Source organism: Streptomyces lanatus (assembly GCF_014655715.1).
Classification (GTDB): Bacteria; Actinomycetota; Actinomycetes; order Streptomycetales; family Streptomycetaceae; genus Streptomyces; species Streptomyces lanatus.
The window spans coordinates 49,070-74,712 of sequence record NZ_BNBM01000021.1 but is presented as its reverse complement, the minus strand read 5'-3'; the positions used below and the strand labels follow the sequence as shown (position 1 = coordinate 74,712).

The following is a 25,643-nucleotide window of genomic DNA, read 5'->3' as shown; positions in this document are numbered from 1 at the left end:
ACATAGTTCTGGTGGTTAAGTGTCCCTCACGCAGGTGTGTGATCGCGAAAGGGGCTGGTGGTCGTGCCGGAGATGAGGCCTTGGCGAGCCGCGAGACCGCATGTGACGCGGGTCGCGGGCGCCGTACGACCCCGTCTGGCGCGAGCCGCGAACGCCGTACGACCACAGCTCGCACGCGCCGCGACGGCCGCGAAACCGCAGGTCGCACGGTTCGCACGAGCCGCGTCCCCGCGGATCGTGAAGCCGGGCACCTGGCAGTACACCGCGGGCGCCGCCACCGTAGGACTGGCGCTGGCCGCCGCAGTGGTGACCGCCGCCGGCCCGTGGGACTCCAGCGGTCAGCGTACGGCCGAGCGGGACCGGGCGGTCGCCCAGGAGCGCACGGGTGGCGCAGATCACGGCCGTAATACGGATACGTCCGATTCCTCCGACTCCGCCGCAGAAGGCCCCCGCCCCGCCCCCAGTGCCGCCTCTGTCCTGACCGGCCTCGGCGGCGGCGTCGGCACCGTGGGGACCGCCCCGGACGGCAAGGCCCTGGCCGCCCTCGTCGGCCCGCTCCTGGACGACCCGGTGCTCGACCGCAGGTCCGTGGCGGTGGTGGACGTCGCCAGCGGCAAGCGCCTCTACGGCGACGGAGCCGGCAAGGCCCTCACCCCCGCCTCCACGACGAAGATCGCCACCGCCGCGGCCGCCCTCGCCGCGCTCGGCCCCGACCACCGCCTCACCACCCGCACCGCCCTGGAACCCGACACGAAGGAACTGGTCCTGGTCGGCGGCGGCGACCCCACCCTCACCGCCCGCGAGGACGCCGAGGGCTGGGCGAGCCTGCGCGAGCTGGCCGACAGGACCGCCGAGGCCCTGAAGAAGCGGGACATTCGCCAGGTCACCCTCTCGTACGACAAGACGCTCTACGCCGGCCCCGAACTGCACCCCATCGGCGACAACGGCAACCTCGCCCCGGTCAGCGCCCTCATGGTCGACGAGGCCCGCACGAACGACTCCACCAGCGGCCCGGTCAAGCGGGTCGAGGACCCGGCGAAGGACGCGGCGGCCCAGTTCGCGGAGCTCCTCGCGGACCGCGGCGTCAAGACCACCGCACCCGGCCTGTCCAAGGCGACGAACCGGGCCGAACCCCTCGCCCGGGTCTCCTCGCCGCCGGTCTCCGCCCTCGTCGAACGCATGCTCACCAACAGCGACAACGACATCGCCGAGCATCTCGCCCGCCAGACCGCCCTGGCGAGCGGCGCACGCGCCGACTTCGAGGGCGCGGGCGACGCGATCGGGGCGCGCCTGAAGAAGCTCGGGCTCTCCGTGGCGGGCGCCGACTTCAAGGACGGCAGCGGCCTCAACCGCGAGGACAAACTGACGGCGGATCTGCTCACGGCCCTGCTGGCCAAGGCCGCCGACCCGGCCCACCCCGAACTCCGCCCGGTGCTGACCGGCCTCCCCGTGGCCGGCTTCACCGGCACGCTGACCAGCCGCTACACCGACGGCGCGGCCGGTGTCGTACGGGCCAAGACGGGCACCCTGACCGGCGTCAACGCCCTCGCCGGCACCGTCGTCGACCAAGACGGCCGCCTCCTCGCCTTCGCCTTCCTGACCACGGGCCCGCCCGATTCCGGGCCCGCCCAGTCGGCGCTGGACAGAACGGCGACCGCACTGGCGTCGTGCGGCTGCGGCTGACGCCGTCCCACGACCCTCATGGCCTGCCCCAAGTGGTAACGCTCACGTACGGTTGACACATGACGAGCATCGGTGGTGCCGAGATGGTCGACTGGAATCTCGCGGTGGCGACCGCGACCCGGCTCGTACGGCCGGGCCCCGAGGTGAGCCGCGACGAGGCCCGGGCCGTCGTCGCGGAGCTGCGCCGACATGCCAAGGCCTCGGAGGAACACGTCCGGGGCTTCACCCGTATGGGCACGGACGACATCCATGACACCCCGGTCCTGGTCGTCGACCGCCCCGGCTGGGTCCGGGCGAACGTCGCCGGTTTCCGGGAGATCCTCAAGCCCCTCCTCGACAAGATGCAGGAGCGGCGCACCACCAGCCCCGGCGGTGCCGTCCTCGGCGCGGTCGGCGGCAAGGTCACCGGCGTCGAACTCGGCATGCTGCTGTCCTTCCTCGCCTCCCGCGTCCTCGGCCAGTACGAGACCTTCGCCCCCGCCACCCGCGACCTCCCGGCGGGTGAGAACGGCGGCGGCCGGCTCCTCCTCGTCGCCCCGAACATCGTGCACGTGGAGCGCGAACTCGACGTACAGCCCCACGACTTCCGCCTGTGGGTGTGCCTGCACGAGGAGACCCACCGCACGCAGTTCAGCGCGGTGCCCTGGCTGCGGGACCACCTGGAGGGCGAAATCCAGTCGTTCTTGGGGGAGACCGACGTCGACCCCATGACCGTCCTGGAGCGCATCCGCGAGGCCGCCCAGTCCCTCTCGGGCGGTCGGCCCGAGGCCGAGGAGGACGACGGCGGACGTTCGTTCGTCGAACTGGTGCAGACTCCGGCCCAGCGGGAGATCCTCGGCCGCCTCACCGCCGTGATGTCCCTCCTGGAGGGTCACGCCGACTTCGTGATGGACGGCGTCGGCCCGGCCGTCGTGCCGTCCGTGGCCGAGATCCGTGAGAAGTTCCAGCAGCGCCGCGCGAAGGGCGCCTCACGACTGGACACGGCCCTGCGCAAACTGCTCGGCCTCGACGCGAAACTGCGGCAGTACCGCGACGGCGAACGCTTCGTACGAGCCGTCCACGAACAGGTCGGCATGGACGGCTTCAACCGTGTGTGGACGTCCCCCAACACCCTCCCCACCAAGGCGGAGATCGCCAAACCGGCGGACTGGATCGCGCGGGTGCACCGCAAGGCGGAGTCGTGAATCGCGCGCCGTGTTGTGCATCTCATACGAAGGTCGTGAACCGAATCCGGCCGACGGCAGGCGAACGCCCCTGCAATCACCCGTCCGAGGGACCGTGAGCCATGGGTAGGCGTGCAATGCTCGGGGAACGGCCCGGTTCTGTCACCATCTACACACTCTGAGTGACCGAGCTCGGGTTCACCCCCCCCGACAACTTCATGAAGGGAACCGGACATGGGTCCCCATCCTGCGGTCGCGGCGATACGCCTGGCGGTCCGCCGCGTCCTCCACGACATCCTCACCGATCACCACCGCACCACCGACGTACCCGCACCGAGCAGTCCGCCCGTTGTGACGTCCGGCGCCCCCCGCGCCGCCCACGACACGGCGCTCGGAACGGCGTACGAGCTCCCCGGCCCGACCCGCCAGGAGCCCCTGCGCGCTGCCCCGCACGAGCGGCCCCCCTCCCCGCTCGTGCTCGTGGCGTGCTCCGGCGGCGCCGACTCCATGGCCCTCGCCTCCGCCCTCGCGTTCGAAGCCCCCAAACTCGGCATCCGCGCCGGCGGCATCACCGTCGACCACGGCCTCCAGCCCGGCTCCGACCTGCGCGCCGAGGAGGTCGTCCTGCGCCTGCGCGAACTCGGCCTCGACCCCGCCGAGTCCCTCACCGTGACCGTCGGCCGCACCGGCGGCCCCGAGGCGGCCGCCCGCGACGCCCGCTACGGCGCCCTCGACGACGCGGCCCTCCGGCACGGCGCCGCCGCCGTCCTCCTCGGCCACACCCGTGACGACCAGGCGGAGACCGTCCTGCTCGGCCTCGCCCGCGGCTCCGGCATCCGCTCCCTGTCCGGCATGGCCGCGGTCTCGGGGGCCGGCGGCCGTTACCGGCGGCCCTTCCTCGGGCTCGACCGGCAGACCGCCCGCAAGGCCTGCATGGTCCAGTCCCTGCCGGTCTGGGACGACCCCCACAACTCCGATCCCGCGTACACGCGCTCGCGCCTGCGCCAGGAGGGCCTGCCCGCCCTGGAGAAGGCCCTAGGCAAGGGCGTCGTCGAGGCCCTCGCCCGCACCGCGCAGCTCTCCCGAGACGACGCCGACGCCCTCGACGCCTGGGCCAGCCAGGCCGAGGCCGCCGTACGCGACGCCACCGGCCTCCTGGAGTGCGCCAAGCTGTACGCGCTCCCGCCCGCCGTCCGCCGCCGGATCCTGCGCCGGGCCGCCATCGAGGCCGGGGCGCCCGCCGGTTCGCTGTTCGCCCGTCACATCGAGGAAGTCGACCGTCTGATCACGGGCTGGCGCGGCCAGGGCGCGATCAATCTCCCCGGCAAAGTCGTCGCCCAGCGGCAGGGTGGCAGACTGGTGATTCGGCAAGGCTGAATTCCGACCCCTCCCAGACCCTTGCGGAGGGGCCGGCCAGCCGGTGGGACGACCGACCGAAAGTGATGCGGGTGGACGCGAAAGACATGGGTGCCGACCTCCAGCAGGTGCTCATCACCAAGGAAGAGATCGACGCCAAGCTCAGCGAGCTGGCCGCGAAGATCGACGCGGAGTACGAGGGCAAGGACCTGCTCATCGTCGGCGTCCTCAAGGGCGCGGTGATGGTGATGGCCGACCTCGCCCGGGCGTTGTCCACCCCCGTCACCATGGACTGGATGGCCGTCTCGTCGTACGGCGCGGGCACCCAGTCCTCCGGTGTCGTGCGGATCCTCAAGGACCTCGACACCGACATCAAGGGGCGGCACGTCCTGATCGTCGAGGACATCATCGACTCCGGCCTGACCCTGTCCTGGCTGCTGTCCAACCTCGGCTCCCGCGAGCCCGAGTCGCTGAAGGTGTGCACCCTGCTGCGCAAGCCGGACGCCGCGAAGGTGGCCATCGACGTCGAGTGGGTCGGCTTCGACATCCCCAACGAGTTCGTCGTGGGCTACGGCCTCGACTACGCCGAGAAGTACCGCAACCTGCCGTTCGTCGGTACGCTCGCGCCCCACGTCTACGGCGGCTGAAGCGGCGGCTGAGCCGACAGGGCCGTCTTTGTAGGACGATCGGGAACCCCAGCGGGTTTCGCGCCGTTGGAGCATGCAGACGGGGCTTGCAGACCGTCCCGTGCGGCTGCGGGCGACAAAGCTGGGGTACCGTCAGAAGAACTGTCTTATCAAACTCACTATGGCAGGAGGGACGGGGCGACACCGCTCCGTATGGATGGACGTGAAGCGATACTTCCGTGGGCCGGTCATGTGGATCGTGCTGGCCGTCCTTGCCGTGGTCGTGTTGATGCAGGTCGTCGGCTCGTCCGGCGGCTACAAGACGGTGGACACCGGCCAGGTCGTCCAGGCGATCAACGACAACAAGGTCGAGTCGGCCAAGCTGACCACTGGTGACGAGAACATCATCAAGGTGCAGCTCAAGGACGGCCAAAAGGTCGAGGACGCCACCAAGATCCAGGCGAGCTACATCGGCGATCAGGGCGTGACGATCGCCAACACCCTGCAGACCAAGTACCAGGACAAGCAGATCCCGGACGGCTACACCGTTTCGCCGTCCAAGCAGAACCCGTTCGTCGGGATCCTGCTCTCCCTGCTTCCCTTCGTCCTCATCGTCGTCGTGTTCCTGTTCCTGATGAATCAGATGCAGGGCGGCGGCTCCCGGGTCATGAACTTCGGCAAGTCCAAGGCGAAGCTCATCACCAAGGACACCCCGAAGACGACGTTCTCGGACGTCGCCGGCTCGGACGAGGCCGTCGAGGAACTCCAGGAGATCAAGGAGTTCCTCCAGGAGCCGGCGAAGTTCCAGGCCGTCGGCGCCAAGATCCCCAAGGGCGTACTGCTCTACGGCCCTCCCGGTACCGGCAAGACGCTCCTCGCGCGTGCCGTCGCCGGCGAGGCGGGCGTCCCCTTCTACTCGATCTCCGGTTCCGACTTCGTCGAGATGTTCGTCGGTGTCGGTGCCTCCCGAGTGCGTGACCTGTTCGAGCAGGCCAAGGCGAACGCCCCGGCGATCGTCTTCGTCGACGAGATCGACGCGGTCGGCCGCCATCGCGGCGCCGGCCTCGGCGGTGGTCACGACGAGCGCGAGCAGACCCTGAACCAGCTGCTCGTCGAGATGGACGGCTTCGACGTCAAGGGCGGCGTGATCCTCATCGCCGCGACGAACCGGCCCGACATCCTCGACCCGGCCCTTCTGCGCCCCGGCCGCTTCGACCGCCAGATCGCGGTCGACCGCCCGGACATGCAGGGCCGTCTGGAGATCCTCAAGGTTCACCAGAAGGGCAAGCCGGTCGCCCCGGACGTCGACCTGTCGGCGGTCTCCCGCCGCACGCCGGGCTTCACCGGCGCGGACCTGAGCAACGTCCTCAACGAGGCCGCGCTGCTCACCGCCCGCTCGGACAAGAAGCTCATCGACAACCAGATGCTGGACGAGGCCATCGACCGCGTCGTGGCGGGCCCGCAGAAGCGGACCAGGATCATGTCGGACAAGGAAAAGAAGATCACCGCGTACCACGAGGGCGGACACGCCCTGGTCGCGGCGGCCTCCCCGAACTCCGACCCGGTCCACAAGATCACGATCCTGTCGAGAGGCCGCGCGCTCGGCTACACGATGGTCCTGCCGGACGAGGACAAGTACTCCACCACGCGCAACGAGATGCTGGACCAGCTGGCCTACATGCTGGGCGGCCGCGCGGCCGAGGAGCTTGTCTTCCACGACCCGACCACCGGTGCCGCGAACGACATCGAGAAGGCCACGACCACCGCTCGCGCGATGGTCACGCAGTACGGCATGACCGAGCGTCTCGGCGCGATCAAGTTCGGCGGGGACAACACCGAGCCCTTCCTCGGACGTGAGATGGCTCACCAGCGCGACTACTCGGAAGAGGTCGCCGCCCTGGTGGACGAGGAAGTCAAGAAGCTCATCGAGACCGCGCACAACGAGGCCTGGGAGATCCTGGTCGAGAACCGCGACGTCCTCGACAACCTGGTCCTCGCACTGCTGGAGCGGGAGACGCTGGGCAAGGAGGAGATCGCCGAGATCTTCGCTCCCATCGTCAAGCGCCCGCCCCGGCCCGCCTGGACCGGTTCCTCCCGCCGTACGCCGTCCACCCGTCCGCCGGTGCTCTCCCCGAAGGAGCTCGCACTGACGAACGGCGCCAATGGCGTGACCCCGGCGATCAGCACCGCCAAGTCGACGGTGACGGAACCCGCCCCGGCGGCCGAGCCGGCCCCCGAGGAGCGTCCCGAGAGCTGACGCCCCGGCCGGGTCCCGCACCTGGCCCGGAATGGATGCCGCGCCCCCCAGGTTTTAGCCTGGGGGGCGCGGCATTCGTATGCCCGCAGTTCAGACGCGTGACCCACACGCGCCACCCGCGATGGAACGAGGCACCACATGACCGACCCCGTGACGCTGGACGGCGAGGGCCGTATCGGCGAGTTCGACGAGAAGCGTGCCGAGAACGCTGTGCGCGAACTGCTGATCGCGGTCGGTGAGGATCCGGACCGAGAGGGGCTCCGGGAGACGCCGGGCCGGGTGGCGCGGGCCTACAAGGAGATCTTCGCGGGGCTGTGGCAGACGCCCGAGGACGTGCTGACGACGACGTTCGACATCGGGCACGACGAGATGGTGCTCGTGAAGGACATCGAGGTGTACTCGACCTGTGAGCATCATCTGGTGCCGTTCAGGGGCGTCGCTCACGTCGGCTACATTCCGGCCACGTCCGGTAAGATCACCGGGCTGTCGAAGCTGGCCCGGCTGGTCGATGTCTACGCCCGCCGGCCCCAGGTGCAGGAGCGTCTCACCACGCAGATCGCGGACTCCCTGATGGAGATCCTGGAGCCCCGCGGCGTCATCGTGGTCGTGGAGTGCGAGCACATGTGCATGTCGATGCGCGGCATCCGCAAGCCGGGCGCGAAGACCATAACGTCGGCGGTGCGGGGCCAGCTGCGGGACGCGGCGACGCGCAACGAGGCGATGAGCCTCATCATGGCCCGCTGACTACGCCGTCGGAGCGGCCCCCGCCCCGTCGTGCTCGTCGTCCTCCGGGAGCTTGCAGACGCGCTCCAGGAAGATGGCCGCCGCTATGACGCCGAGTCCGGCCAGGACCGAGAAGCCGGCGTAGATGGCCTGGTCGCGGCGGGCGGGGATGTCGAGGGACTCCAGGAGGAAGACGCCCGTGCCGCCGTACATGCCGGCGACCAGGGCGGCCACCAGGGCGCTGGACTGGCCGAAGACGACCGCGCGGGCCGCCATCAGGGGGTCGACGCCCTTGGCCTCGGGCCGGCGTTCGCGCTGGGCCTTGAGGCGGGCGCGGATCGAGAGCGCCGTGGCCAGCAGGATCACGGCGATGACCGCCAGGACGATGGGGGCGGCCAGCGGGACGCTGGGCAGGGTCCCGATGGAGTTCCAGAGGCGGGCGCCCGCCCAGGACAGGACGCCGGCGACGATGAACACGCCGGCCAGCGTCCTGATGCGCAGCTCTCTCACGGTGTTCCTTCAGCTCCCCCGGGTGCCCGCGGATTTGTGGTCGTGTTGACCTTAACGACTATTCGGGCAGCTGGAGTTCCAGGTCCTCGCGCGGCGTGACGCCGTCCCGGGTGAGCGTGCCGAGCAGTTCGGCGACCGTGCCCCGGCCCGGCAACTGGGCCTCGGGCTCCAGGTCGTGCCAGGGGGCGAGGACGAAGGCCCGCTCGTGGGCGCGCGGGTGGGGGAGGGTCAGCTGCGGGTCGTCGGAGACGAGATCGGCGTAGGCGACGATGTCGACGTCGAGGGTGCGTGCGCCCCAGCGCTCGTCGCGGACCCGGTGGAAGGCCTCCTCGACCGCGTGCGCCCGCTCCAGGAGGGACGACGGGGGGAGCGTGGTCTTGAGGACCACGATCGCGTTGAAGTAGGAGGGCTGGCTGCCGGGCTCGACGCCCCACGGCTCCGTCTCGTAAACGGGGGAGACGCCCTTGATGCGTACGCCGGGCGTGTCCTCCAGCGCGTCGATGGCGCCCTGGAGGGTCTCCAGGCGGTTGCCCAGGTTGGAGCCCAGCGAGATCACGGCCCGCTTCGGGTTGCTGAGGGTGGTGTCGGCGGCGTCGACCTGATCGACGACGGAGGCGGGTACCGGCTGTACGGTCGGGTCGCTGGGACCCTTGAGGAAGGGTGCAGTCATACTCGGCTCCGGGTGATGGTGACGGTCACGTCGTCGAAGGGGACCGTGATCGGCGCGTCCGGTTTGTGGACGGTGACCTCGACCTCCTGGACCCCTTCGTGCTTCAGACAGGCCTGGGCGATGCGGTCGGCGAGCGTCTCGATGAGGTTGACCGGTTCGCCCTCGACGACGGCCACTACCTCCTCCGCCACGATGCCGTAGTGCACGGTCTTCGCCAGGTCGTCGTCGGCGGCGGCAGGCCGGGTGTCCAGGCCCAGGACGAGGTCCACGACGAAGGTCTGACCCTCCCTGCGTTCCTCCGGGAACACACCGTGGTACCCGCGGGCCTTCAGGCCGCGCAGCGCGACACGATCCACGCGAATCACTCCTGCAATCGTCGGTGACGGCCGGTCGATGCCGTGTGCGGGCGGCACACCGGCCTCGAACGAATCTACCTGCGGGCACTGACAGGACCGGGTCAGGGGGGCATGGGCCCGGTCCGGGGCCGGCAGGATTCATCGTGTGTTTCCCCTGGGGAATCCGGCGGCTCACGGGTTGGTAGCCGCCCCTACCCGCACACACGTGATTCCAACCACTTCTTGGTCCCGTCGGGGCGCCTACCCATTTATGAAGGGGGCTCTTCGCCTTCTTCCTCGTCGGTTTCCGCGAGTACCGGTGAGGCGTGGTGCGACCACAACTTCCAGCCGTCGGGTGTGCGCCGGAACACGTTCGTGGCGACCACGAGCTGGCCCACGAGCGGCCCCAGCTCCTCCCCGGCGTCGGGCGCCGGGCCGCCGCTGAGGATGTTCTCGGTGCAGGTCACCAGGGCGGTGTCGCCGGTGACGGAGACATGCACATCGGTGAGGAAGAACTGGATGTAGTCGGTGTTCGCCATGATCAGGGCGTACGACCTGAGGACCTCGCCGCGTCCGGTGAGCACCGGCCAGCCGGGGTGCACACAGGAGATCACGCCGGCGTCGGCCGGGTCGTGGTAGGTCTCGTCGACGCCGAGGTCGGACGGGGTGAGCCAGAGCGCGGACACCTCTTCGAAGTCGCCGCGCTCCATCGCCTCGTAGAAGGCGGTGTTGGCGGCTTCCACTTGTTCGACGTCGGTGTGGGGGGCGCTCACCGGGCTCCTTCGGCGGGGTCCGCGCCGGGCGCGCTCACGGTCGTACGCGCTCCTTCGATGGCGCGTACGACCCGTACCGCGTCCGCCGTCGCGTGCACCTCGTGCACCCGCACCGCCCACGCCCCGGCCTGCGCGGCCAGCGCGGAGACGGCGGCCGTGGCGGCGTCGCGCTCACGGGCGGGCGGCGGCGCCCCCTGCGGCCCGGCGAGGACCCGGCCGAGGAACCGCTTGCGGGAGGCGGCGACGAGGAGGGGGTGGCCGAGGGCCAGCAGCCGGTCGAGGTGGGCGAGGAGGACGAGGTCGTGCTCGGCGTCCTTGGAGAAGCCGAGGCCGGGGTCGACGACGATGCGGTCGGGGGCGATGCCGCCGGCCAGAACGGCCTCCACGCGTGCGTGCAGTTCGTCCACGACCTCGGCGACGACATCGTCGTAGACGCCCTTGGCGTTGCCGCCTTCGAGGAAGCCGCGCCAGTGCATGACGACGAAGGGGGCGCCGGCGTCGGCGACGGCCGGGATCATCGCGGGGTCGGCGAGGCCGCCGCTGACGTCGTTGACGAGGGCGGCGCCGGCGGCGAGGGCCTGCTCGGCGACGGAGGCGCGCATGGTGTCGACGGAGACGGTGACGCCCTCGGAGGCGAGGCCGCGGACGACGGGGATGACGCGGCGCAGCTCCTCGGCCTCGTCGACCCGGGTGGCGCCGGGGCGGGTGGACTCGCCGCCGACGTCGACCAGGTCGGCGCCCTCCTCGACCAGGGCGAGACCGTGCTTGACGGCGGACGTGGTGTCGAACCAGCGGCCGCCGTCGGAGAAGGAGTCGGGGGTCACATTGACCACTCCCATGACCGCGCAGCGGTCCCATTGCGGAAGGCCCGCGACGCGCCCGCGTCCGCTCTGCTTGCTCATATGTTCAGCGTAGGCCCAGCAAGGGGGCTGCCGTGCCGTGGCCCGAGCGGGAGCCTCAGGGGGGCGTGGGGGTGGGCTGCCCGCTCGGGCCGGTCATGGGTGGCCGCCGTCTCACACGGCCTGTGCGTCCCGCTCCGCCACCCGGTGCGCGCACGGGCGCGCGACGGGCCGGCGGCGGCGCAGGAAGCGCGGCAGGGGCAGCGCCAGGTTCACGAAGCCCTCCGCCTGCATGGCGGCGAAGCCGAGGCGGGGCAGGTCGGCCGAGGCACGGTAGACCACGAAGCGGGGCTCCCAGCGCGGCCGGAACTTGGCGTTGAACTTGTACAGGGACTCGATCTGGAACCAGCGGGAGAGGAAGACCAGAAGGCCCCGCCAGGCGCGCAGCACCGGGCCCGCGCCGATCTTCTCGCCGCGTGCCAGCGCCGAGCGGAACATGGCGAAGTTGAGGGACACGCGCGCGATGTCGAACTTCGGGGCGGCCTGGAGGGCGGCCACGATCAGCAGTTCGTTCATGCCGGGGTCGGCCGCGCGGTCGCGGCGCATCAGGTCGAGCGAGACCCCGTCCGTGCCCCAGGGCACGAAGTGCAGGATCGCCTTGAGGTCGCCGTACGGTCCCGGTTCCTCGTCGGCCTTGTGGGCGGTGGCGATGAGGCAGTCGCCGTCGGAGGCGTCGCCGATGCGGCCCAGGGCCATCGAGAAGCCGCGCTCGGTGTCGGTGCCGCGCCAGTCCTCGGCGGCCTGCCGGATCCGCTCCAGCTCGGTCTCGCCGAGGTCACGGACACGACGTACCCGGGTCTCGTAACCGGCGCGCTCGATGCGCTTGACCATCTGACGCACGTTGCGCATCGCTCGGCCGGTGAGGGAGAAATCCGGGACGTCCACCACCGCCTCGTCGCCCAGTTCGAGGGCGTCGAGGCCGGTCTCGCGGGTCCACACCTCGGCACCGGTCTCGGAGCAGCCCATGACGGCGGGCGTCCAGGAGTGCGCCTTGGCCTCGTCCATGAAGCGTTCGATGGCGCCGGGCCAGGCCTCGACGTCGCCGATGGGGTCGCCGCTGGCGAGCATCACACCGGAGACGACGCGGTACGTCACCGCCGCCTTGCCGCTGGGCGAGAAGACGACGGCCTTGTCGCGGCGCAGCGCGAAGTGGCCGAGGGAGTCACGGCCGCCGTGCTTCTCGAGGAGGGCGCGCAGCCTGCTCTCGTCGTCCTCGGTGAGGTGTGCGGCGGGGTGTTCGGGGCGGAAGGCCAGGTAGATGGTGGTGACCGCGGTGATCCAGCCGAGGGCGCCCAGGGAGAAGGCGACCGTCCAGGAGGTGTTGCCCTGGTAGTCGACCGGGCCCTCGAAGCCGAACAGGCCGTACAGGACGTGGGTGATGCGGTCCGCCAGGCTCGGGTCGCCGACCAGGGTGTTCGGGTGGGCGCTGACGATGAGCAGGCCGAGCGCGAGCGAACCGGCGCCCATGAGGACGAAGTTGGCCAGCGCGCGCCAGCGGCTGCGCAGGTCGGGCAGGGCCGCGAACTGGTCGCGGTGGCGCAGCAGGGGCACGAGCAGCGCCACGGAGATCAGTACGCCGATGAGGGAGTGGCGGTACGTGAACTGCGCGACGGCGCCGGCCGGCAGCAGGACGACGGCCGCACGCCAGGCGCGCCGCTTGCCGCGCTTGAGACCGTGCGCGAGCAGCAGCAACAGCACACCGGCACTGAGCGAGAGCGCGGCCGCGAACGGGCCCGTCGAGCCCGGCAGCACCTCGGCGATGGCGTGCATACGGCTGTGCCGGAAGCGCGGGAAGACGCCCGCGGCGACGTCCAGCAGGCCGACCAGGGCGCACGCCCTGCCGAGGAGGACGGGGACGGCCTCGGGGCGCGGGCCGCGCAGCACGCTCCGCGCACGGGTCGCCAGCTGCCCCATCTGGTTCACCTGGGGTGATCGTTGAGGAACCTTGCCCGACATTTCCACATCTGTCCTGACAGACATCGCATCCCATTAGTTCTGCGAGAGACCTTGGATCCGGTGCCGATTCGGGCATCCGGCGACATTGCGCCCTCTAGGACGGTGTCTCGGGGGGAGAGGTTCACTCTGCTCCTCAAAACCGTTTCAAAGGCCAAGGAAAGTCCGGGGCAAGCTCTTGCGAAGGCGCGGGGGAGGCGGCGTGGTGAGCGCGTCGCCGTGGTCGGCGTGGCCCGCGTGGCCCGGGGGAAAGTACAGGTAGGTAAACAGGCATGGGTCTCACGAGCGACAAGGTGCTCGCGTTGACGGTCGCGGCCGCCCTAGGGCTGTTCGTCGGCACGGTGTGGCTGTGGCCACGGTTGGCGCGGCGAGGGCCGCGGGCGGTCGCCGGGCGGGTCGGGCTGCTGCTCGCCACGCAGTTGACGCTGTTCGCGGCGGTGGGGCTGGTGGCCAACCAGGCCTTCGGGTTCTACGCCAGCTGGGCCGATCTGTTCGGACAGGAGGACGACCAGGGGGTCGTCGTGGACCACACCCCGGGCAAAGGGCCGTTGGAGGTCGTGGACACCCGGCGGGTGCCGGGGGCGGCGAGCGCGCGGCCGGCGCTGGGCGGGCAGATCCAGAAGATCCGTGTCGTGGGGCGTACGTCGCACATCGCCACGCCCGCATATGTGTATCTGCCGCCCGAGTATTTTCAGCCGCAATATCGCGGGCGTACGTTCCCCGCGGCCGTCGTTCTCACCGGGTATCCCGGTACGGCCGAGGCGCTGGTCGACAAGCTCGACTATCCCCGTACGGCCGCCAGGCTGGTCGCGGACGGGCGTATGGAGCCGATGGTGCTGGTCATGATGCGGCCCACGGTGGCGCCGCCGCGGGACACGGAGTGCGTGGACATTCCTGGCGGGCCGCAGACCGAGACGTTCTTCGCGGCGGATCTGCCGGAGGCGGTGAGCGGTCACTATCGGGTGCGTGACGGGGCGAGTGACCGGCGCTCCGGGAGCGGGGGCGGCTGGGGGATCATCGGGGACTCCACCGGGGGGTACTGCGCGTTGAAGCTCGCCATGCACCATCCCGGGGTGTATGGCGCGGGGGCCGGGCTTTCCGCGTACTACAAGGCGCCGATCGACGCGACGACAGGGGATCTCTTCCATGGCGACGCGGAACTGCGCAATCGCGCGAACCTGTGGTGGTACCTCAAGCACATGCCTGCTCCGGACACTTCACTGCTCGTCAGCAGCAGCAAAGTTGGAGAATCCAACTACAACGACACGCTGAAGTTCATTGAACGCGTGAAGGCCAACGGGCGGACGGCGATCTCCTCGATCATCCTTGAAAGCGGGGGGCACAACTTCAACACCTGGCGGCGGGAGATTCCGGGGACGTTGGAGTGGATGAGCGGGCGGCTGGGCGGGCCGTCGGACGGCGGTTCGCGCGGTTCGAGAGTCTTTTGATCTTGGGTCTTGGGCAATTCGGTGGCTGTTCTGATTGCCGATGCCGGGTGAACGACTCGGGATGGCCGTGTTTTTACGGGGCGGGGCACCAAGATTCGCCTACGCGCGGTAAGTTTCTGGCCATGCCACGTGGACGTCACCGCCATTCACCGCCCTTGCACAGGCTGCTGCCCCCGTCGGCGATCGCGGGCGTATCCGTCGTCTGTGCGCTCGCCCCTTGGGTGTTCACCGAGGCCATGGTGCTGCGCGGCCTTGCCGGGGCCGCCGCGGCGACGGCGGTCGTCGGTGCGGTCGTCATGCGCCGTTGGGACTCACAGGCGGGCAAGCAGGTCGCGGACCTCACGCGCGCGCGTGCGAGCGACGAGTGGCGGCATGAGGAGCGGGTCGCGGAGCTTGAGGCCGACCTCGACGAGTCGCGCGAGCTTCGGGTGAAGCTGGAGCAGCGGCTGCGGGGGAAGCGGGCGGAGCTTGCGGGGCTGCGCAATGAGCATGCGGCGCTGTTGCGGCGGTACGCCACTTCGGAGACCGAGCGGGCGAGTGTGCTGGAGGAGCGCCGGGTTCTGGAGATAGAGGCGGCTGCTCCTGCGAAGGCGTTGCCGCCGGCGCCGGTCGAGGGGGCGGGGGCTGTGGCTGCCTCTGCTTCGGAGGAGGCCGAGGTCGAGGCTGACGTCGAGGTCGCGGTCGATGAGGGTGCTCCGGGGGTTTTCTCGCCGGAGGGGTCTCGGTTGTTTCTTCGGGCGAAGGCGGCGTTGGCGCGGTTCGATGAGGACGGTGAGCCTGCGGACGACTCCGTCGAGGGCGGGTCCGAGAAGGACGAGCCGGTCAAGGACGAGCCGGTCAAGGGTGAGTCGGTCAAGGGTGAGTCGGCCAAGGGCGGGACCGCGAAGGACTCTTCGAAGGACGAGCCGCCGAACAATGAGCCCCCCAAGGGTGATGGTCCTTCCGGCGGTGAGTCGGTGGAGGACGGTTCGGACGCCGTAGAGGCGGAGGGGGTCGGCGCGTCGGAGACGGAGACCGCGCTGGAGGACGACCCACAGGGGAAGTCCGGGGCGGTCGACGGGCATGAGCACGCGGCCGCCACGACCCGGCCCGCCCTCCCTGCGGGGCATTTCATCGCGCCGACCGCCGTGGCCGTTGTGCCTGCCGCGCCTGTGCGGCGTCGGGTGGTCGAGGGTGGGTTCGACTTCTTCGGTACGAAGACGGACGGGGCGTCTTCTGCCTTGGAGTCCGTCCAGAACGAGGACCTCGCTGACGTCGTCGGCCAGGAGGCCCTCGCTCTGCACAAGGCCGAGTCCGAGGCGGAGTTCAAGCCGGCGGACGAGGAGTCGCGGGGGATCGGCCAGGTCATCGATCTGACGGCTCACGACGAGACTGAGCAGATTGATGTGCAGGGGTTGCGGAGCGCGGTTTCCTGACGGGGTGACGTCGCGTATGCCTGCGGCGGCCCGCTTGGCTGGTTGGGGGCTCGCGTAGCGCCCGTGCTCGGTTCGTGGGTCGGGGCCGTGCTGGGGGGTACGCCGGCCAATCTTTCAGCCCGTCCGGCGTTTGAGGACAAGGCCCGTTCAGGGCCGGTGGCGGGGCCTGGGGGCGCAGCCCCGGAGATTGTGGCTAGGACATCCAGCGGTCCGGGGCCGCGACCCGGCGGCCCGTTCGGGATCTCTCGGACTGGCTGTGGAGGAGGTTCGCCGCGTCCTGTGTGGGTCGCAGGCGGGCTGTCACGGTCTTGTTGGCCCCGGTGTCCACGTGGACGTCGGCGAGGCCCCAGAGGCGCTCCCAGGGGCCTTGCGTGAGGCGTACGCTCTGGACCTTGGCGTGCGGGACGAGGGCGAGGCTTCGGCGGAAGACGCCGGTTCGGGCGGCGAAGACCGCGTCCGTGATCGTCAGGCCGTAGCCGCGCCACCACAGGGGCATGCACCACGCGGCCCGTCGCGGAGGGCGGGACAGCGCCGCACGGTCGGGGACCGTCACCCCGGGCAGCACGCGCGCGACGACCGCCTCGGCGACCTCGCGCGGAGCGACGGGGAGCAGGAGGGAGTTGGAGGAGCCGGCCACGTTCAGCTCCACCCGTACCCAGCCCCGTCGCCGCCACAGCAGCGGTTCGATGATCCGTACCGTCTGGACGCGGCCGGGCGGCACCGTCTCGTGGGCCCGGTCGAGCAGGCCGTGGTCGATGCGCAGCCCGTCCTGCGACTGGCCCACCGTCCAGTCGTACTCGGTGACGAAGCGCCCCACGCTGCTCGCCCCCGCCGCGCCGATCAGGGGGATCGCCGTCGCGAGGACCGTCCAGGGGCTCTCGGTGGTCAGCCAGAGGACGGTGGGTACGACCACCGCCGCGGCCAGCGTTCCCCAGGTCGCGCCGGTGAGGAGTAGCGAGACGGCGAGGACGCGCGGGGGCACGCGCAGGAGTTGCTGGGAGGGTGCCTCGCCTATCTCGTGGGCCGTCTCGGGGGCGAAACCGGCGGCGCGGGCGAGGAGTTCCGCGCGCAGGGTACGGGCCTCCTCCGCGCCCAGAAAGGCAAGTTCGTCTTTTTTGTCCGCGCCTATGACGTCGAGTTTGAGCTTCGCCACGCCTGCCACGCGCGCGAGCAGCGGCTGGGTGACGTCGATCGCCTGGATGCGTTCCAGCCGGATGTGCGCGGTGCGCCGGAACACCAGTCCGGTACGGATGCGCAGTTCGCTGTCGGTCACCGCGAAGTGCGTGAACCACCAGGTGAGGAAGCCGTAGAGGGCGGCCGCGGGGAGCAGTATCGCCAGGGCGAGGAGGAGGGTGGTCGTGGTCAGTCTGGTCAGCTGGCGTTGCGCCTGGTCGGGGTCGTGCACCGCCCAGCCGATCAGCACGGCCACCGGTGCCCACGCGCGCCTGAGGGGGGTGATGGGGTGCAGGCGGCGGTCGGTCCCGGGGTGCTGTTCGCGTACGGCGTCGTCGACGCCGGGCGTCGTCACAGGCCCGCCGATCGGGCCTCGCCCAGCTCGGTGAGCCGGTCGCGCAGCCGTTCCGCCTCCGCCGGGTCCAGGCCGGGGATCGTGGCGTCGGTCGCGGCGGCGGCCGTGTGCAGTTGCACGCTGGCCAGGCCGAAGTGGCGCTCGACGGGGCCCGAGGTGACCTCGACCAGCTGCATACGGCCGTACGGCACGACCGTCTCCTCACGCCACAGCACGCCCCGGCTGATCAGCAGGTCGTCGGCGCGCTCGGCGTAGCGCCACGAACGCCAGTTGCGGCCGAGCATCACCCAGCCCCACGCCATCAGCGCGAGGGGCAGCAGGGCGAACGCCGTCCAGGACGGTCCCGCGAGCAGGCCGAGCAGCACGGCCAGGCCGATCGCCAGCAGGCCCAGCCACACGACCAGAAGCAGCCGGCGCATCCGGAGCAGGCCGGGTGGCAGCCCGGTCCATTCCGGTTCGGCCCCTGCCCGCTCGTCCCGCGCCGTACCCGTGTTCTCCGGGCTCCCCGTCTCCATGAGCCCAGCGTACGTAGGAGAGACTGTGTCCATGACTCCTACGACGGAGACCACGGTCGGCATCGGCGGCGCCGCGGAGAGCACCGACATGGTGCTCAACATCGGGCCCCAGCACCCGTCGACGCACGGCGTGCTGCGCCTCAAGCTCGTCCTCGACGGCGAGCGCATCACGCGCGCGGAGCCCGTGATCGGCTATATGCACCGGGGCGCGGAGAAGCTCTTCGAGGCCCGCGACTACCGGCAGATCATCATGCTCGCCAACCGCCACGACTGGCTGTCGGCGTTCTCCAACGAGCTGGGCGTCGTCCTGGCGGTGGAGCGCATGCTGGGCATGGAGGTGCCCGAGCGGGCCGTCTGGACCCGGACCCTGCTCGCGGAACTCAACCGGGTGCTCAACCATTTGATGTTCCTGGGGTCCTACCCGCTGGAGCTGGGCGGGATCACGCCGATCTTCTACGCCTTCACCGAGCGCGAGGAACTCCAGCATGTGATGGAGGAGGTCTCCGGTGGGCGCATGCACTACATGTTCAACCGGGTGGGCGGGCTGAAGGAGGACCTGCCCGCCGGGTGGGCCACGCGCGCGCGTGCCGCCGTCGCCGGTGTGCGCTCCCGTATGGACCGGTTCGACGACCTGGTCCTCGGCAACGAGATCTTCCGGGGGCGCACGCGGGGCGTGGGCGTCCTCGCGCCGGAGGCCGTGCACGCGTACGGCGTGAGCGGGCCGATCGCGCGCGGCTCGGGTGTGGACTTCGATCTGCGCCGCGACGAGCCCTATCTCGCCTACGGCGAGCTGGGGGACGTGCTGCGGGTCGTGACGCGGGAGGAGGGCGACTGCCTCGCGCGCTTCGAGTGCCTGCTGGAGCAGACCCACAATGCGCTGGATCTTGCCGACGCCTGCCTCGACCGGCTCGCCGAGCTGGCGCCCGGGCCGATCAACCAGCGGCTGCCCAAGGTGCTGAAGGCGCCCGAGGGGCACACGTACGCGTGGACCGAGAATCCCCTCGGCATCAACGGCTACTACCTCGTCAGCAAGGGCGAGAAAACCCCGTACCGGCTGAAGCTGCGCTCCGCCTCGTACAACAACATCCAGGCCCTGGTCGAGTTGCTGCCGGGGACGCTGGTCGCGGACATGGTGGCGATTCTGGGGTCGATGTTCTTCGTGGTCGGGGACATCGACAAGTAGGCAGACAGGCAGTGAGTCAGTGCGGGCGGGCCGCGCCCTGTCCCTGCACCAGTACGTTTGGAATTCCAACCGGCTGGATGAGCCAGCCGAAGTCGCCCAGGCCGCCCGTCGCCGTCAGCTCGGCCGCCTGGCCCGCGGTCGCCAGGGCCCGTACGTACTCCGCGGGGCTGGTGGACGCCAGCTCCAGAGGCGGGCGTGTGCCGGTGAGGCCGAGGGTGTGCAGGGCGGCGCGCTGGGTCAGCAGGGCCGCTCCGGGCCGGGCGCAGGCGTCCAGGGCCACATGTGCCGTGATGTCGCAGGAGCCGTCCGGTACGGGCGTCGTCTCGCGGCCCTCGCGGAAGCCGGTGAGGGTGCCGAAGGGCGGCCGGGTCGCCGACGTGTGCGCGTAGTCCACGGCGACCGCGAGGCCACGGTCCAGCGTCGCGACCGCGGCGGCCCAGGCCTCGTCCCTCGGCAGGCCGATCTCGGCCCGCGCCCCCGCCACGCCCCCCAGCGGCCACCACCGCTCCAGCCACTCCGCCTCCGCCCCGGCGACGGGCTCCCCGAGGCGCTCGGTGCCGTCCCGTCGTACGAGGACCCGGCGCGCCACGCCCGCGGGATCGACCTCGGCGATTTCCACGGGGACGTTGTCCAGCCACTCGTTGGCGAACAGCAGGCCCGTCATCCGCGACGGCGGCTCGGGCAGCCACTCGATTCGGTGATCCAGGGCGTCCGGGCGATCGGCGATCTCGATGGCGTACGCACGCGTGCGTGCCGCCACCTCGGCCGGCAGGGCGCCCAGTACACCCGTGATCAGCTCACCCCGGCCCGCCGCCATGTCCACCAGGTCGAGGGCGGGGGGTCGGCCCAGGGCCTCGTCCACCCGGCACAGCAGCTCGGCCACGGCGCGGGCGAAGAGCGGCGACGCGTGGACGGACGTACGGAAGTGACCGGCCGGCCCTTCAGGGCGCCGGTAGAAGCCGCCCGGCGCGTAGAGCGCGGCTTCCGCCGCCGTGCGCCACCCGTGCCACTCACCCGTCGCCTCTGCCGTCACCGGCCCAGGCTAAGCGCACAGGGGAACGCAGCCTCCACCTTGGGGAGTACGCGCGCGGGGTGCGGATCGGCCCTCCGGTTGACCCCTGCACGCATCTCGCTTCCCTACGCTGGGTTACGTGCAGCGCCTCTACGACTTCATCCGCAGGCACCCGACGTGGGTCGACGGCTTCTGGGCCGTCTTCCTCTTCGGGATCTCTGTGGTCACCGTGGCCGTCCGGGGGGAGGCCGGACAGGAGATCGCGGGTACCGACTCCGAGGCGGCCATCATCTCGGTCGTCCTGTTGTTGTGCCTGGTCATCGCGTTGCGTCGGCGTATGCCGGAGAGAATGCTGCTGCTGGCGATCGGCGTGGGACTGGCCCAGCTGGTGCTGAACGTGGCGACGACGCCCGCCAACTTCGCCTTCCTGGTGATCGTCTACACGGTCGCCGCGACCGGCGCGCGCTGGGCCTCCAGGCTCGCGCTCGGCGCCGGGTTGTGCGCGGCGCCGCTGGCGCAGCTGCGCTGGCCGGAGAAGGACTCCAGCGTCATCGGCAACATCGCCCTGATCATCTTCCTCACGGTGCCGTTCGCGCTCGCCTGGGTCCTCGGCGACTCGATCCGCACTCGCCGCGCGTACTACGAGCAGCTGGAGGAGCGCGCGACCCGGCTCGAGAAGGAGCGCGAGGCGCAGTCCAAGGTCGCGGTCGCCGCCGAGCGCGCCCGGATCGCACGCGAGCTGCACGACGTGGTCGCACACAACGTCTCCGTGATGGTCGTGCAGGCCGACGGCGCCGCCTATGTCCTCGACGCCGCCCCCGACCAGGCCAAGAAGGCCCTGGAGACCATCTCCTCCACCGGCCGCCAGGCCCTCGCCGAAATGCGCCGCCTGCTGGGCGTGCTGCGCACCGGCGAGCACCAGGAGAGCGGCGAGTACGTCCCCCAGCCCGACGTCGAGCAGATCGACGAGCTGATCCAGCAGTGCCGCACCTCCGGTCTGCCGGTCGACTTCAAGGTGGAGGGCACCCCGCGCCCGCTGCCCAGCGGCGTCGAGCTCACGGCGTACCGCATCGTGCAGGAGGCGCTGACGAACACGCGCAAGCACGGCGGCCCCAACGCGGGCGCCAGTGTGCGCCTGGTGTACTTCGACGACGGCCTCGGGCTGCTCGTCGAGGACGACGGCAAGGGCGCCCCGCACGAGCTGTACGAGGACGGCGGCGCCGACGGCAGCGGGCACGGTCTGATCGGGATGCGCGAGCGGGTCGGCATGGTCGGCGGCACGCTGGACGCGGGACCGCGCCCGGGCGGAGGATTCCGCATCAGTGCGCTGCTGCCGCTCAAACCAGCACACTGACCTCTGAGCCATGCACCTTGTTGACACCTGTAACGGCCCGGTAGACGGACACGGAAGAGACGGAAGAGGACCCCGATGGCGATCCGCGTGATGCTCGTCGACGACCAGGTGCTGCTGCGCACCGGGTTCCGGATGGTGCTCGCCGCCCAGCCGGACATGGAGGTCGTCGCGGAGGCGGGCGACGGCGTCGAGGCCCTCCAGGTGCTGCGTTCGACCGCCGTCGATGTGGTGCTGATGGATGTGCGCATGCCGAAGCTGGACGGCGTGGAGACCACCCGCCGCATCTGCTCCGAGGACGATGCGCCCAAGGTGCTCATCCTGACCACCTTCGACCTCGACGAGTACGCGTTCTCCGGGCTGAAGGCGGGCGCCTCCGGCTTCATGCTCAAGGACGTGCCGCCCGGCGAGCTCCTCGCCGCCATCCGCTCGGTGCACAGCGGCGACGCGGTGGTCGCCCCCTCCACGACCCGGCGGCTGCTGGACCGGTTCGCGCCCATGCTGCCGTCCGCCGGGAAGGAGCCCCAGCACAAGGAGCTGGAGCGGCTCACCGACCGTGAGCGCGAGGTCATGGTGCTGGTCGCCCAGGGGCTGTCCAACGGCGAGATCGCGGCCCGCCTGGTGCTGTCCGAGGCGACCGTGAAGACCCACGTCGGCCGCATCCTGACCAAGCTGGGCCTGCGCGACCGGGTGCAGGTGGTGGTGCTGGCCTATGAGACGGGGCTGGTCCGGGCCGGCGGGCACGGCTGAGCGGCGAAGTGCGGGGGCGTCACGCGCGCGTGACCCACGGGCACTAGGGTCTGCGCATGCTCCTGTGGATCAACGGCCCCTTCGGGGGCGGCAAGACACAGACCGCACACGAGATCCAGCGTCGGCTGCCCGGCAGCGTCATCTGCGACCCCGAGCACGCCGGGTTCGGTCTGCGGCGCACTCTCCCGCCCGAACTGCGCGGGGACTTCCAGGACTTGGCCTCCTGGCGGCAGGGCGTGGTCGAGGTGCTCGACCTCGCCCTGACCAAGCACGACGGCGTGGTCATCGCCCCCATGACGGTGACGAACTCCGACTACTTCACCGAGACGGTCGGCAGGCTGGGCGAACTCGGCCATGACGTACGGCACTTCAGCCTCCTCGCCCAGCGGGAGACCGTCCTGAAGCGGCTGCGGGAACGCGGCTTCGGGCACGTCCTGCAGTACGTCGCCGGGAAGAACGCCGGGCTGCGCCGGGAGAGTTGGGCGGTGCGGCAGCTCGACCACTGCCTGGAGCGGCTGCGTGAGCCGGAGTTCGCCGAGCATCTGTGGACCGATCACTCGACCGTGCCGAAGACGGCCGACCGCATCGCCGTCCTCGCCGGGCTGCGGCTGCGGCCCAACAACGAGGGCGTGCTGCGGACGCGGCTGCGGCAGGTCGGCGTCGGGATCCGGCACATCCGGTTCGACTGACGGTTCAGGGCACCGCCGGTCACCTCAGGAGCGCCTCCAGGAAGTCGCTGCCGAGCCGGGCCACCACGGTGACGTCGAGCTGGTGCAGGACGTACCGCCCTCTGCGGCGGGTGGTGATCAGGCCCGCCTTCTTGAGGACGCCCAGATGCCGGGATATCTCGGGCGCCGTGATGCCGTGGATCTGGACGAGTTCGCCCGTGGTGTAGGTGCTGCGGGCGAGGTTGCGGCAGAGCTGCATCCGCAGCGGGTGGGAGAGGGCGGTCATCCGCAGGGTGAGCTGGTCGACGGACGGCGGCGCGGCGGGCCCCGCGGAGCTCACCGGGTAGTGCAGGACCGGCTGCCAGCCGTGCCGGTGCAGCACCATCAGGTGCGGCCAGCCCAGGCTGGTCGGCACGAGCAGCAGGCTGCTGTTCTTGATGACGGTGTGGCCCTGGCGCAGCTTGTCGATGCTGATCCGGCCGGCGGCTTCGTCGACGCTCACCGCGGTGGACACCGCGGACAGCGCCTCGGTCAGCCCCTTGTGCCGCAGCAGGTCGGTCTTGTGGCGGGCGTCCGCCGCGAGCTGGTGGCGCAGGCGGGCCCAGGTCTCGGCGAAGAACGCCTCGTCGCAGTCCTGGAGGAACTGCCGCAGCCAGGACCGGATCCGCGGCGGGTCCGCCAGCAGCCGCTCACTGAACCGCAACTGCTGCGGCCCGCGCGCGGCGGCCAGCTCCAGGGCGCGGTGGCGCAGGTCCGGGTCGTCGAGGACGGGCGGCGCCGGTGTCTCGTACGGCAGCGCGCAGGTGAACTCCAAGGCGGCGTCCACGAATTGCTCGTCCGTGAGCTTGTCCAGCTGGTCCAGCTCCTCGGCGAGCGTGGCACCGGGGAGGGCGCTGCCGCCCGGGATGCCGGCGAAGGGCAGGAACAGGTCCGAGAACGTCGTCCGCCACAGGAAGTCGGCCTCGCACATCCGGTCGGCCAGCGGGGAGTCGAGGCCGGCCGTCACACTCGTCACCCAGCCCTGGAGCCCCGGGTGGTGTCCCGGCTCCGACAGCGCGTGCAGCGCCATGCCGAGCTCGGCCAGCGGTGAGGGCACGACGGCCAGCTTCTCCGGCCTCAGCCCCGCGATGTCGATGCTCACGGTCATGCACTCATGGTGCACCCCGCCACTGACAACGCGGCCGTCGATTGACGGCAGCCGTCAATCGACGCGACGCGGTTGCCGTACCCGGCGCAGCCTGGGACGACCGGGGCAGCCGCGGAGCCCGATCACCACCGTCATGTCTCCTACGTCCCGTGAGGCGATCCACCATGAGCATCACGCAGCACCACCTCCTCGACACCTACCGTGCCCGCCAGCTCGGCGAGGCGGCCCCTCCGGCGCCCGGTGCCCATGACTGGCAGGTCATGCGCGAGATCCGCGACCACCGGCAGTTCAGCGCCGTCGTCGCCGGACGCCCGGCCCACGGGCGGATACGGCGGACCCTGGGCCGGTGGCTGCACCTGCGGCCGCGCTCTACCTGGTGACCTCCTCGGTCAGCAGGGCCACGAAGTCGGCGACGGCCCGCCGTACGTCGTCGGCCGTCCACTCCAGGGCGGCGGCCCGTACGTAGACCTCGGTGAAGGCCAGATCCGGCCCCTTGACGTCCCAGGCGTTGGCGAACAGAGCGATCCCCGTCCCCTCGGCCTGCCGGATCGCCGCCTCGGCGAGGACATCGGCGTCGTACGGCAGCCAGACCTGGAACTCGTTCGTGTGCGGCGGTTCGGGGTGCACCCGCGCCCAGGGCACCCCGGCCGCCGCGAACCCCTCGCGCAGCGCGGCGGCGACCACGCGCGCGTGGGCGACGTACTCGGGCAGCCGGGGCAGCTCCCGCTCCAGTCCGGCGAGGGCCGACAGCGCGGTCGGGAACTGCTGGAAGACCGCGCCTCCGTAGCGGTGCCGCCAGGCCTTCGCCTCGGCCACCAGCGTCCCGGGACCGGCGAGGGCGGCGCCGCCGAAGCCGTCGAGGGACTTGTAGAACGACACATAGACGCTGTCCGCCAGGTCCGCGATCTCCTCCAGGGGGCGGCCGAAGTGGACGGTGGACTCCCACAGGCGCGCGCCGTCGAAATGCACCACCGCCTCGCGCTCGCGTGCCGCCTCGACGACCTCGGTGAGCTCCTCCCAGGTGGGCAGCACGAAACCGGCGTCCCTGAGCGGCAGTTCGAGCATCAGCGCCCCGAAGGGCTCGTCGAAGTCCCGTACCTCGGCGGCGGTAGGCAGCCGCGGCTCGCTCGTCACACGGACCGGGCGCAGGCCGCTCACCCGGCTGAACGCGCTGCGCTCATGCACCTCGGGGTGGGCCAGCGCGTGCAGGGCGACGGCCGGGTTCCCGGTACGGCCCGCCCAGCAGCGCAGGGCCACCTGCTGGGCCATGGTGCCCGTCGGGAAGAACGCGGCGGCCTCCTTGCCGAGCAGATTGGCGGTTCTGTCCTCAAGGGCCTCGACGATGCCGTCGCCGTAGAGGTCCGACGTCTCGTCCAGGTCGTGCAGCTCCAGGGCACGCGCCTCGTCCAGCAGCGCCAGGCGCTCGCGCAGGGTGCCGAGAAAGCCGGGGCGCGCGAGCACGCGCCGGGCGCTGCGGTAGGCGCCGATGCGCCGCTCACGGCGCCGCTTGCGCCGCTCGTCGTCCGACGGCTGCTCGGCCGACAATTGCTGCTCTTGCTCCGCCGTATCGCTCATGCCTCGGATCATCCCGTGCGCCTGCCGCCGCGGGCACGCGGATTTCCCCCGCGCCGACGGCGCGTGAAGGCGTGCGATAACCCACAGCCTGTGGACAACCGAA

At 71.0% G+C, this 25,643-nt stretch carries 24 protein-coding genes; 13 read left to right on the top strand and 11 right to left on the bottom strand.

The window, feature by feature from the left end:
* The first annotated feature begins 72 nt into the window (after positions 1-72).
* The 6 genes from dacB (at position 73) to folE (ending at position 7,829) form a co-directional block, all read left to right on the top strand.
* Positions 73-1,683 carry a D-alanyl-D-alanine carboxypeptidase/D-alanyl-D-alanine endopeptidase gene (dacB, locus tag IE325_RS38965; RefSeq protein ID WP_190075003.1) on the top strand — a complete coding sequence of 537 codons (1,611 nt, stop codon included), beginning with the start codon at positions 73-75 and terminating at the stop codon, positions 1,681-1,683.
* Positions 1,684-1,742: 59 nt separating this feature from the next.
* The gene (locus IE325_RS38960; protein WP_190074912.1) at positions 1,743-2,867 is read left to right on the top strand and encodes an Rv3626c family coenzyme F420 biosynthesis-associated protein; all 1,125 of its coding nucleotides are present in this window, start codon (positions 1,743-1,745) and stop codon (positions 2,865-2,867) included.
* A 213-nt stretch (positions 2,868-3,080) separates the two neighbouring features.
* Complete coding sequence (tilS, locus tag IE325_RS38955) at positions 3,081-4,223, top strand: tRNA lysidine(34) synthetase TilS (RefSeq protein WP_190074911.1); 1,143 nt, start codon at positions 3,081-3,083, stop codon at positions 4,221-4,223.
* Between the two features lie 65 nt (positions 4,224-4,288).
* Positions 4,289-4,849: a hypoxanthine phosphoribosyltransferase gene (gene hpt, locus IE325_RS38950; protein ID WP_190075002.1), complete on the top strand. Its 561-nt coding sequence runs from the start codon at positions 4,289-4,291 to the stop codon at positions 4,847-4,849.
* 196 nt (positions 4,850-5,045) lie between these two features.
* Positions 5,046-7,085 (top strand): ATP-dependent zinc metalloprotease FtsH, encoded by a 2,040-nt coding sequence (ftsH, locus tag IE325_RS38945; protein WP_190074910.1) that lies wholly within the window; start codon positions 5,046-5,048, stop codon positions 7,083-7,085.
* A gap of 138 nt (positions 7,086-7,223) precedes the next feature.
* Entirely contained in the window at positions 7,224-7,829 is a 606-nt protein-coding gene (gene folE / locus IE325_RS38940; protein ID WP_190074909.1) for a GTP cyclohydrolase I FolE, read from the top strand.
* Here the strand turns inward: folE and IE325_RS38935 are convergent, their stop codons facing one another.
* The 6 genes from IE325_RS38935 to IE325_RS38910 form a co-directional block, all read right to left on the bottom strand.
* The gene (locus tag IE325_RS38935; RefSeq protein ID WP_190074908.1) at positions 7,830-8,318 is read right to left on the bottom strand and encodes a DUF3180 domain-containing protein; all 489 of its coding nucleotides are present in this window, start codon (positions 8,316-8,318) and stop codon (positions 7,830-7,832) included.
* A gap of 58 nt (positions 8,319-8,376) precedes the next feature.
* A complete protein-coding gene (gene folK / locus IE325_RS38930) occupies positions 8,377-8,988 on the bottom strand; it encodes a 2-amino-4-hydroxy-6-hydroxymethyldihydropteridine diphosphokinase (RefSeq protein ID WP_190074907.1) in 612 nt (203 codons plus the stop codon).
* Positions 8,985-9,344 carry a dihydroneopterin aldolase gene (gene folB, locus IE325_RS38925; protein WP_190074906.1) on the bottom strand — a complete coding sequence of 120 codons (360 nt, stop codon included), beginning with the start codon at positions 9,342-9,344 and terminating at the stop codon, positions 8,985-8,987. The genes folK and folB overlap by 4 nt, the downstream gene beginning before the upstream one ends.
* Positions 9,345-9,592: 248 nt before the next feature.
* Complete coding sequence (locus IE325_RS38920; protein ID WP_190074905.1) at positions 9,593-10,096, bottom strand: nuclear transport factor 2 family protein; 504 nt, start codon at positions 10,094-10,096, stop codon at positions 9,593-9,595.
* Positions 10,093-10,998, bottom strand: coding sequence for a dihydropteroate synthase (gene folP, locus IE325_RS38915; protein ID WP_190074904.1), 906 nt, complete (start codon positions 10,996-10,998; stop codon positions 10,093-10,095). The genes IE325_RS38920 and folP overlap by 4 nt, the downstream gene beginning before the upstream one ends.
* A gap of 111 nt (positions 10,999-11,109) precedes the next feature.
* Positions 11,110-12,951: a phosphatidylglycerol lysyltransferase domain-containing protein gene (locus tag IE325_RS38910; RefSeq protein WP_373315306.1), complete on the bottom strand. Its 1,842-nt coding sequence runs from the start codon at positions 12,949-12,951 to the stop codon at positions 11,110-11,112.
* A 269-nt stretch (positions 12,952-13,220) separates the two neighbouring features.
* Between IE325_RS38910 and IE325_RS38905 the strand changes: the two genes are divergently transcribed.
* Entirely contained in the window at positions 13,221-14,396 is a 1,176-nt protein-coding gene (locus IE325_RS38905; protein ID WP_190074902.1) for an alpha/beta hydrolase, read from the top strand.
* Between the two features lie 122 nt (positions 14,397-14,518).
* Entirely contained in the window at positions 14,519-15,811 is a 1,293-nt protein-coding gene (locus IE325_RS38900; protein WP_190074901.1) for an ICP22 family protein, read from the top strand.
* Between the two features lie 193 nt (positions 15,812-16,004).
* On the opposite strand, the gene IE325_RS38895 is transcribed toward IE325_RS38900, so the two are convergent.
* Together IE325_RS38895 and IE325_RS38890 are read right to left on the bottom strand one after the other, a co-directional pair.
* Entirely contained in the window at positions 16,005-17,339 is a 1,335-nt protein-coding gene (locus tag IE325_RS38895) for a PH domain-containing protein (RefSeq protein ID WP_190074900.1), read from the bottom strand.
* Positions 17,336-17,854, bottom strand: coding sequence for a PH domain-containing protein (locus tag IE325_RS38890; RefSeq protein WP_190074899.1), 519 nt, complete (start codon positions 17,852-17,854; stop codon positions 17,336-17,338). Before IE325_RS38890 ends, IE325_RS38895 begins: the two co-directional genes overlap by 4 nt.
* Positions 17,855-17,885: 31 nt before the next feature.
* Here IE325_RS38890 and IE325_RS38885 point away from each other — a divergent pair, with 31 nt between their 5' ends.
* Positions 17,886-19,037 carry an NADH-quinone oxidoreductase subunit D gene (locus tag IE325_RS38885; protein ID WP_190074898.1) on the top strand — a complete coding sequence of 384 codons (1,152 nt, stop codon included), beginning with the start codon at positions 17,886-17,888 and terminating at the stop codon, positions 19,035-19,037.
* A gap of 16 nt (positions 19,038-19,053) precedes the next feature.
* Here IE325_RS38885 and IE325_RS38880 read toward each other — a convergent pair whose 3' ends face one another.
* Positions 19,054-20,070, bottom strand: coding sequence for an SAM-dependent methyltransferase (locus tag IE325_RS38880; RefSeq protein WP_190074897.1), 1,017 nt, complete (start codon positions 20,068-20,070; stop codon positions 19,054-19,056).
* Between the two features lie 118 nt (positions 20,071-20,188).
* Between IE325_RS38880 and IE325_RS38875 the strand changes: the two genes are divergently transcribed.
* The 3 genes from IE325_RS38875 (at position 20,189) to IE325_RS38865 (ending at position 22,839) form a co-directional block, all read left to right on the top strand.
* Entirely contained in the window at positions 20,189-21,403 is a 1,215-nt protein-coding gene (locus IE325_RS38875) for a sensor histidine kinase (RefSeq protein ID WP_190074896.1), read from the top strand.
* A 75-nt stretch (positions 21,404-21,478) separates the two neighbouring features.
* Positions 21,479-22,150: a response regulator gene (locus tag IE325_RS38870; RefSeq protein WP_190074895.1), complete on the top strand. Its 672-nt coding sequence runs from the start codon at positions 21,479-21,481 to the stop codon at positions 22,148-22,150.
* 56 nt (positions 22,151-22,206) lie between these two features.
* Entirely contained in the window at positions 22,207-22,839 is a 633-nt protein-coding gene (locus tag IE325_RS38865) for an AAA family ATPase (protein ID WP_190074894.1), read from the top strand.
* A 19-nt stretch (positions 22,840-22,858) separates the two neighbouring features.
* Here the strand turns inward: IE325_RS38865 and IE325_RS38860 are convergent, their stop codons facing one another.
* A complete protein-coding gene (locus IE325_RS38860; protein ID WP_190074893.1) occupies positions 22,859-23,965 on the bottom strand; it encodes a DUF5937 family protein in 1,107 nt (368 codons plus the stop codon).
* A 164-nt stretch (positions 23,966-24,129) separates the two neighbouring features.
* On the opposite strand from IE325_RS38860, the gene IE325_RS38855 reads away from it, so the two are divergent.
* Complete coding sequence (locus IE325_RS38855) at positions 24,130-24,345, top strand: hypothetical protein (protein ID WP_190074892.1); 216 nt, start codon at positions 24,130-24,132, stop codon at positions 24,343-24,345.
* On the opposite strand, the gene IE325_RS38850 is transcribed toward IE325_RS38855, so the two are convergent.
* Entirely contained in the window at positions 24,335-25,540 is a 1,206-nt protein-coding gene (locus IE325_RS38850) for a threonine aldolase family protein (RefSeq protein ID WP_229912344.1), read from the bottom strand. The genes IE325_RS38855 and IE325_RS38850 overlap by 11 nt on opposite strands.
* Positions 25,541-25,643: the final 103 nt, after the last annotated feature.

What these genes read in the sequence shown, in the direction of transcription:
- IE325_RS38905 (WP_190074902.1), top strand. Translation starts at nt 13,221, where the DNA reads ATGGGTCTCACGAGCGACAAGGTGCTCGCGTTGACGGTCGCGGCCGCC.
- hpt (WP_190075002.1), top strand. Translation starts at nt 4,289, where the DNA reads ATGCGGGTGGACGCGAAAGACATGGGTGCCGACCTCCAGCAGGTGCTC.
- folP (WP_190074904.1), bottom strand. Translation starts at nt 10,998, where the DNA reads ATGAGCAAGCAGAGCGGACGCGGGCGCGTCGCGGGCCTTCCGCAATGG.
- ftsH (WP_190074910.1), top strand. Translation starts at nt 5,046, where the DNA reads ATGGACGTGAAGCGATACTTCCGTGGGCCGGTCATGTGGATCGTGCTG.
- IE325_RS38865 (WP_190074894.1), top strand. Translation starts at nt 22,207, where the DNA reads ATGCTCCTGTGGATCAACGGCCCCTTCGGGGGCGGCAAGACACAGACC.
- IE325_RS38855 (WP_190074892.1), top strand. Translation starts at nt 24,130, where the DNA reads ATGAGCATCACGCAGCACCACCTCCTCGACACCTACCGTGCCCGCCAG.
- folK (WP_190074907.1), bottom strand. Translation starts at nt 8,988, where the DNA reads ATGACTGCACCCTTCCTCAAGGGTCCCAGCGACCCGACCGTACAGCCG.
- IE325_RS38890 (WP_190074899.1), bottom strand. Translation starts at nt 17,854, where the DNA reads ATGGAGACGGGGAGCCCGGAGAACACGGGTACGGCGCGGGACGAGCGG.
- IE325_RS38850 (WP_229912344.1), bottom strand. Translation starts at nt 25,540, where the DNA reads ATGAGCGATACGGCGGAGCAAGAGCAGCAATTGTCGGCCGAGCAGCCG.
- IE325_RS38885 (WP_190074898.1), top strand. Translation starts at nt 17,886, where the DNA reads ATGACTCCTACGACGGAGACCACGGTCGGCATCGGCGGCGCCGCGGAG.
- folE (WP_190074909.1), top strand. Translation starts at nt 7,224, where the DNA reads ATGACCGACCCCGTGACGCTGGACGGCGAGGGCCGTATCGGCGAGTTC.
- IE325_RS38860 (WP_190074893.1), bottom strand. Translation starts at nt 23,965, where the DNA reads ATGACCGTGAGCATCGACATCGCGGGGCTGAGGCCGGAGAAGCTGGCC.
- IE325_RS38910 (WP_373315306.1), bottom strand. Translation starts at nt 12,951, where the DNA reads ATGTCGGGCAAGGTTCCTCAACGATCACCCCAGGTGAACCAGATGGGG.
- IE325_RS38870 (WP_190074895.1), top strand. Translation starts at nt 21,479, where the DNA reads ATGGCGATCCGCGTGATGCTCGTCGACGACCAGGTGCTGCTGCGCACC.
- tilS (WP_190074911.1), top strand. Translation starts at nt 3,081, where the DNA reads ATGGGTCCCCATCCTGCGGTCGCGGCGATACGCCTGGCGGTCCGCCGC.
- dacB (WP_190075003.1), top strand. Translation starts at nt 73, where the DNA reads ATGAGGCCTTGGCGAGCCGCGAGACCGCATGTGACGCGGGTCGCGGGC.
- IE325_RS38900 (WP_190074901.1), top strand. Translation starts at nt 14,519, where the DNA reads ATGCCACGTGGACGTCACCGCCATTCACCGCCCTTGCACAGGCTGCTG.
- IE325_RS38960 (WP_190074912.1), top strand. Translation starts at nt 1,743, where the DNA reads ATGACGAGCATCGGTGGTGCCGAGATGGTCGACTGGAATCTCGCGGTG.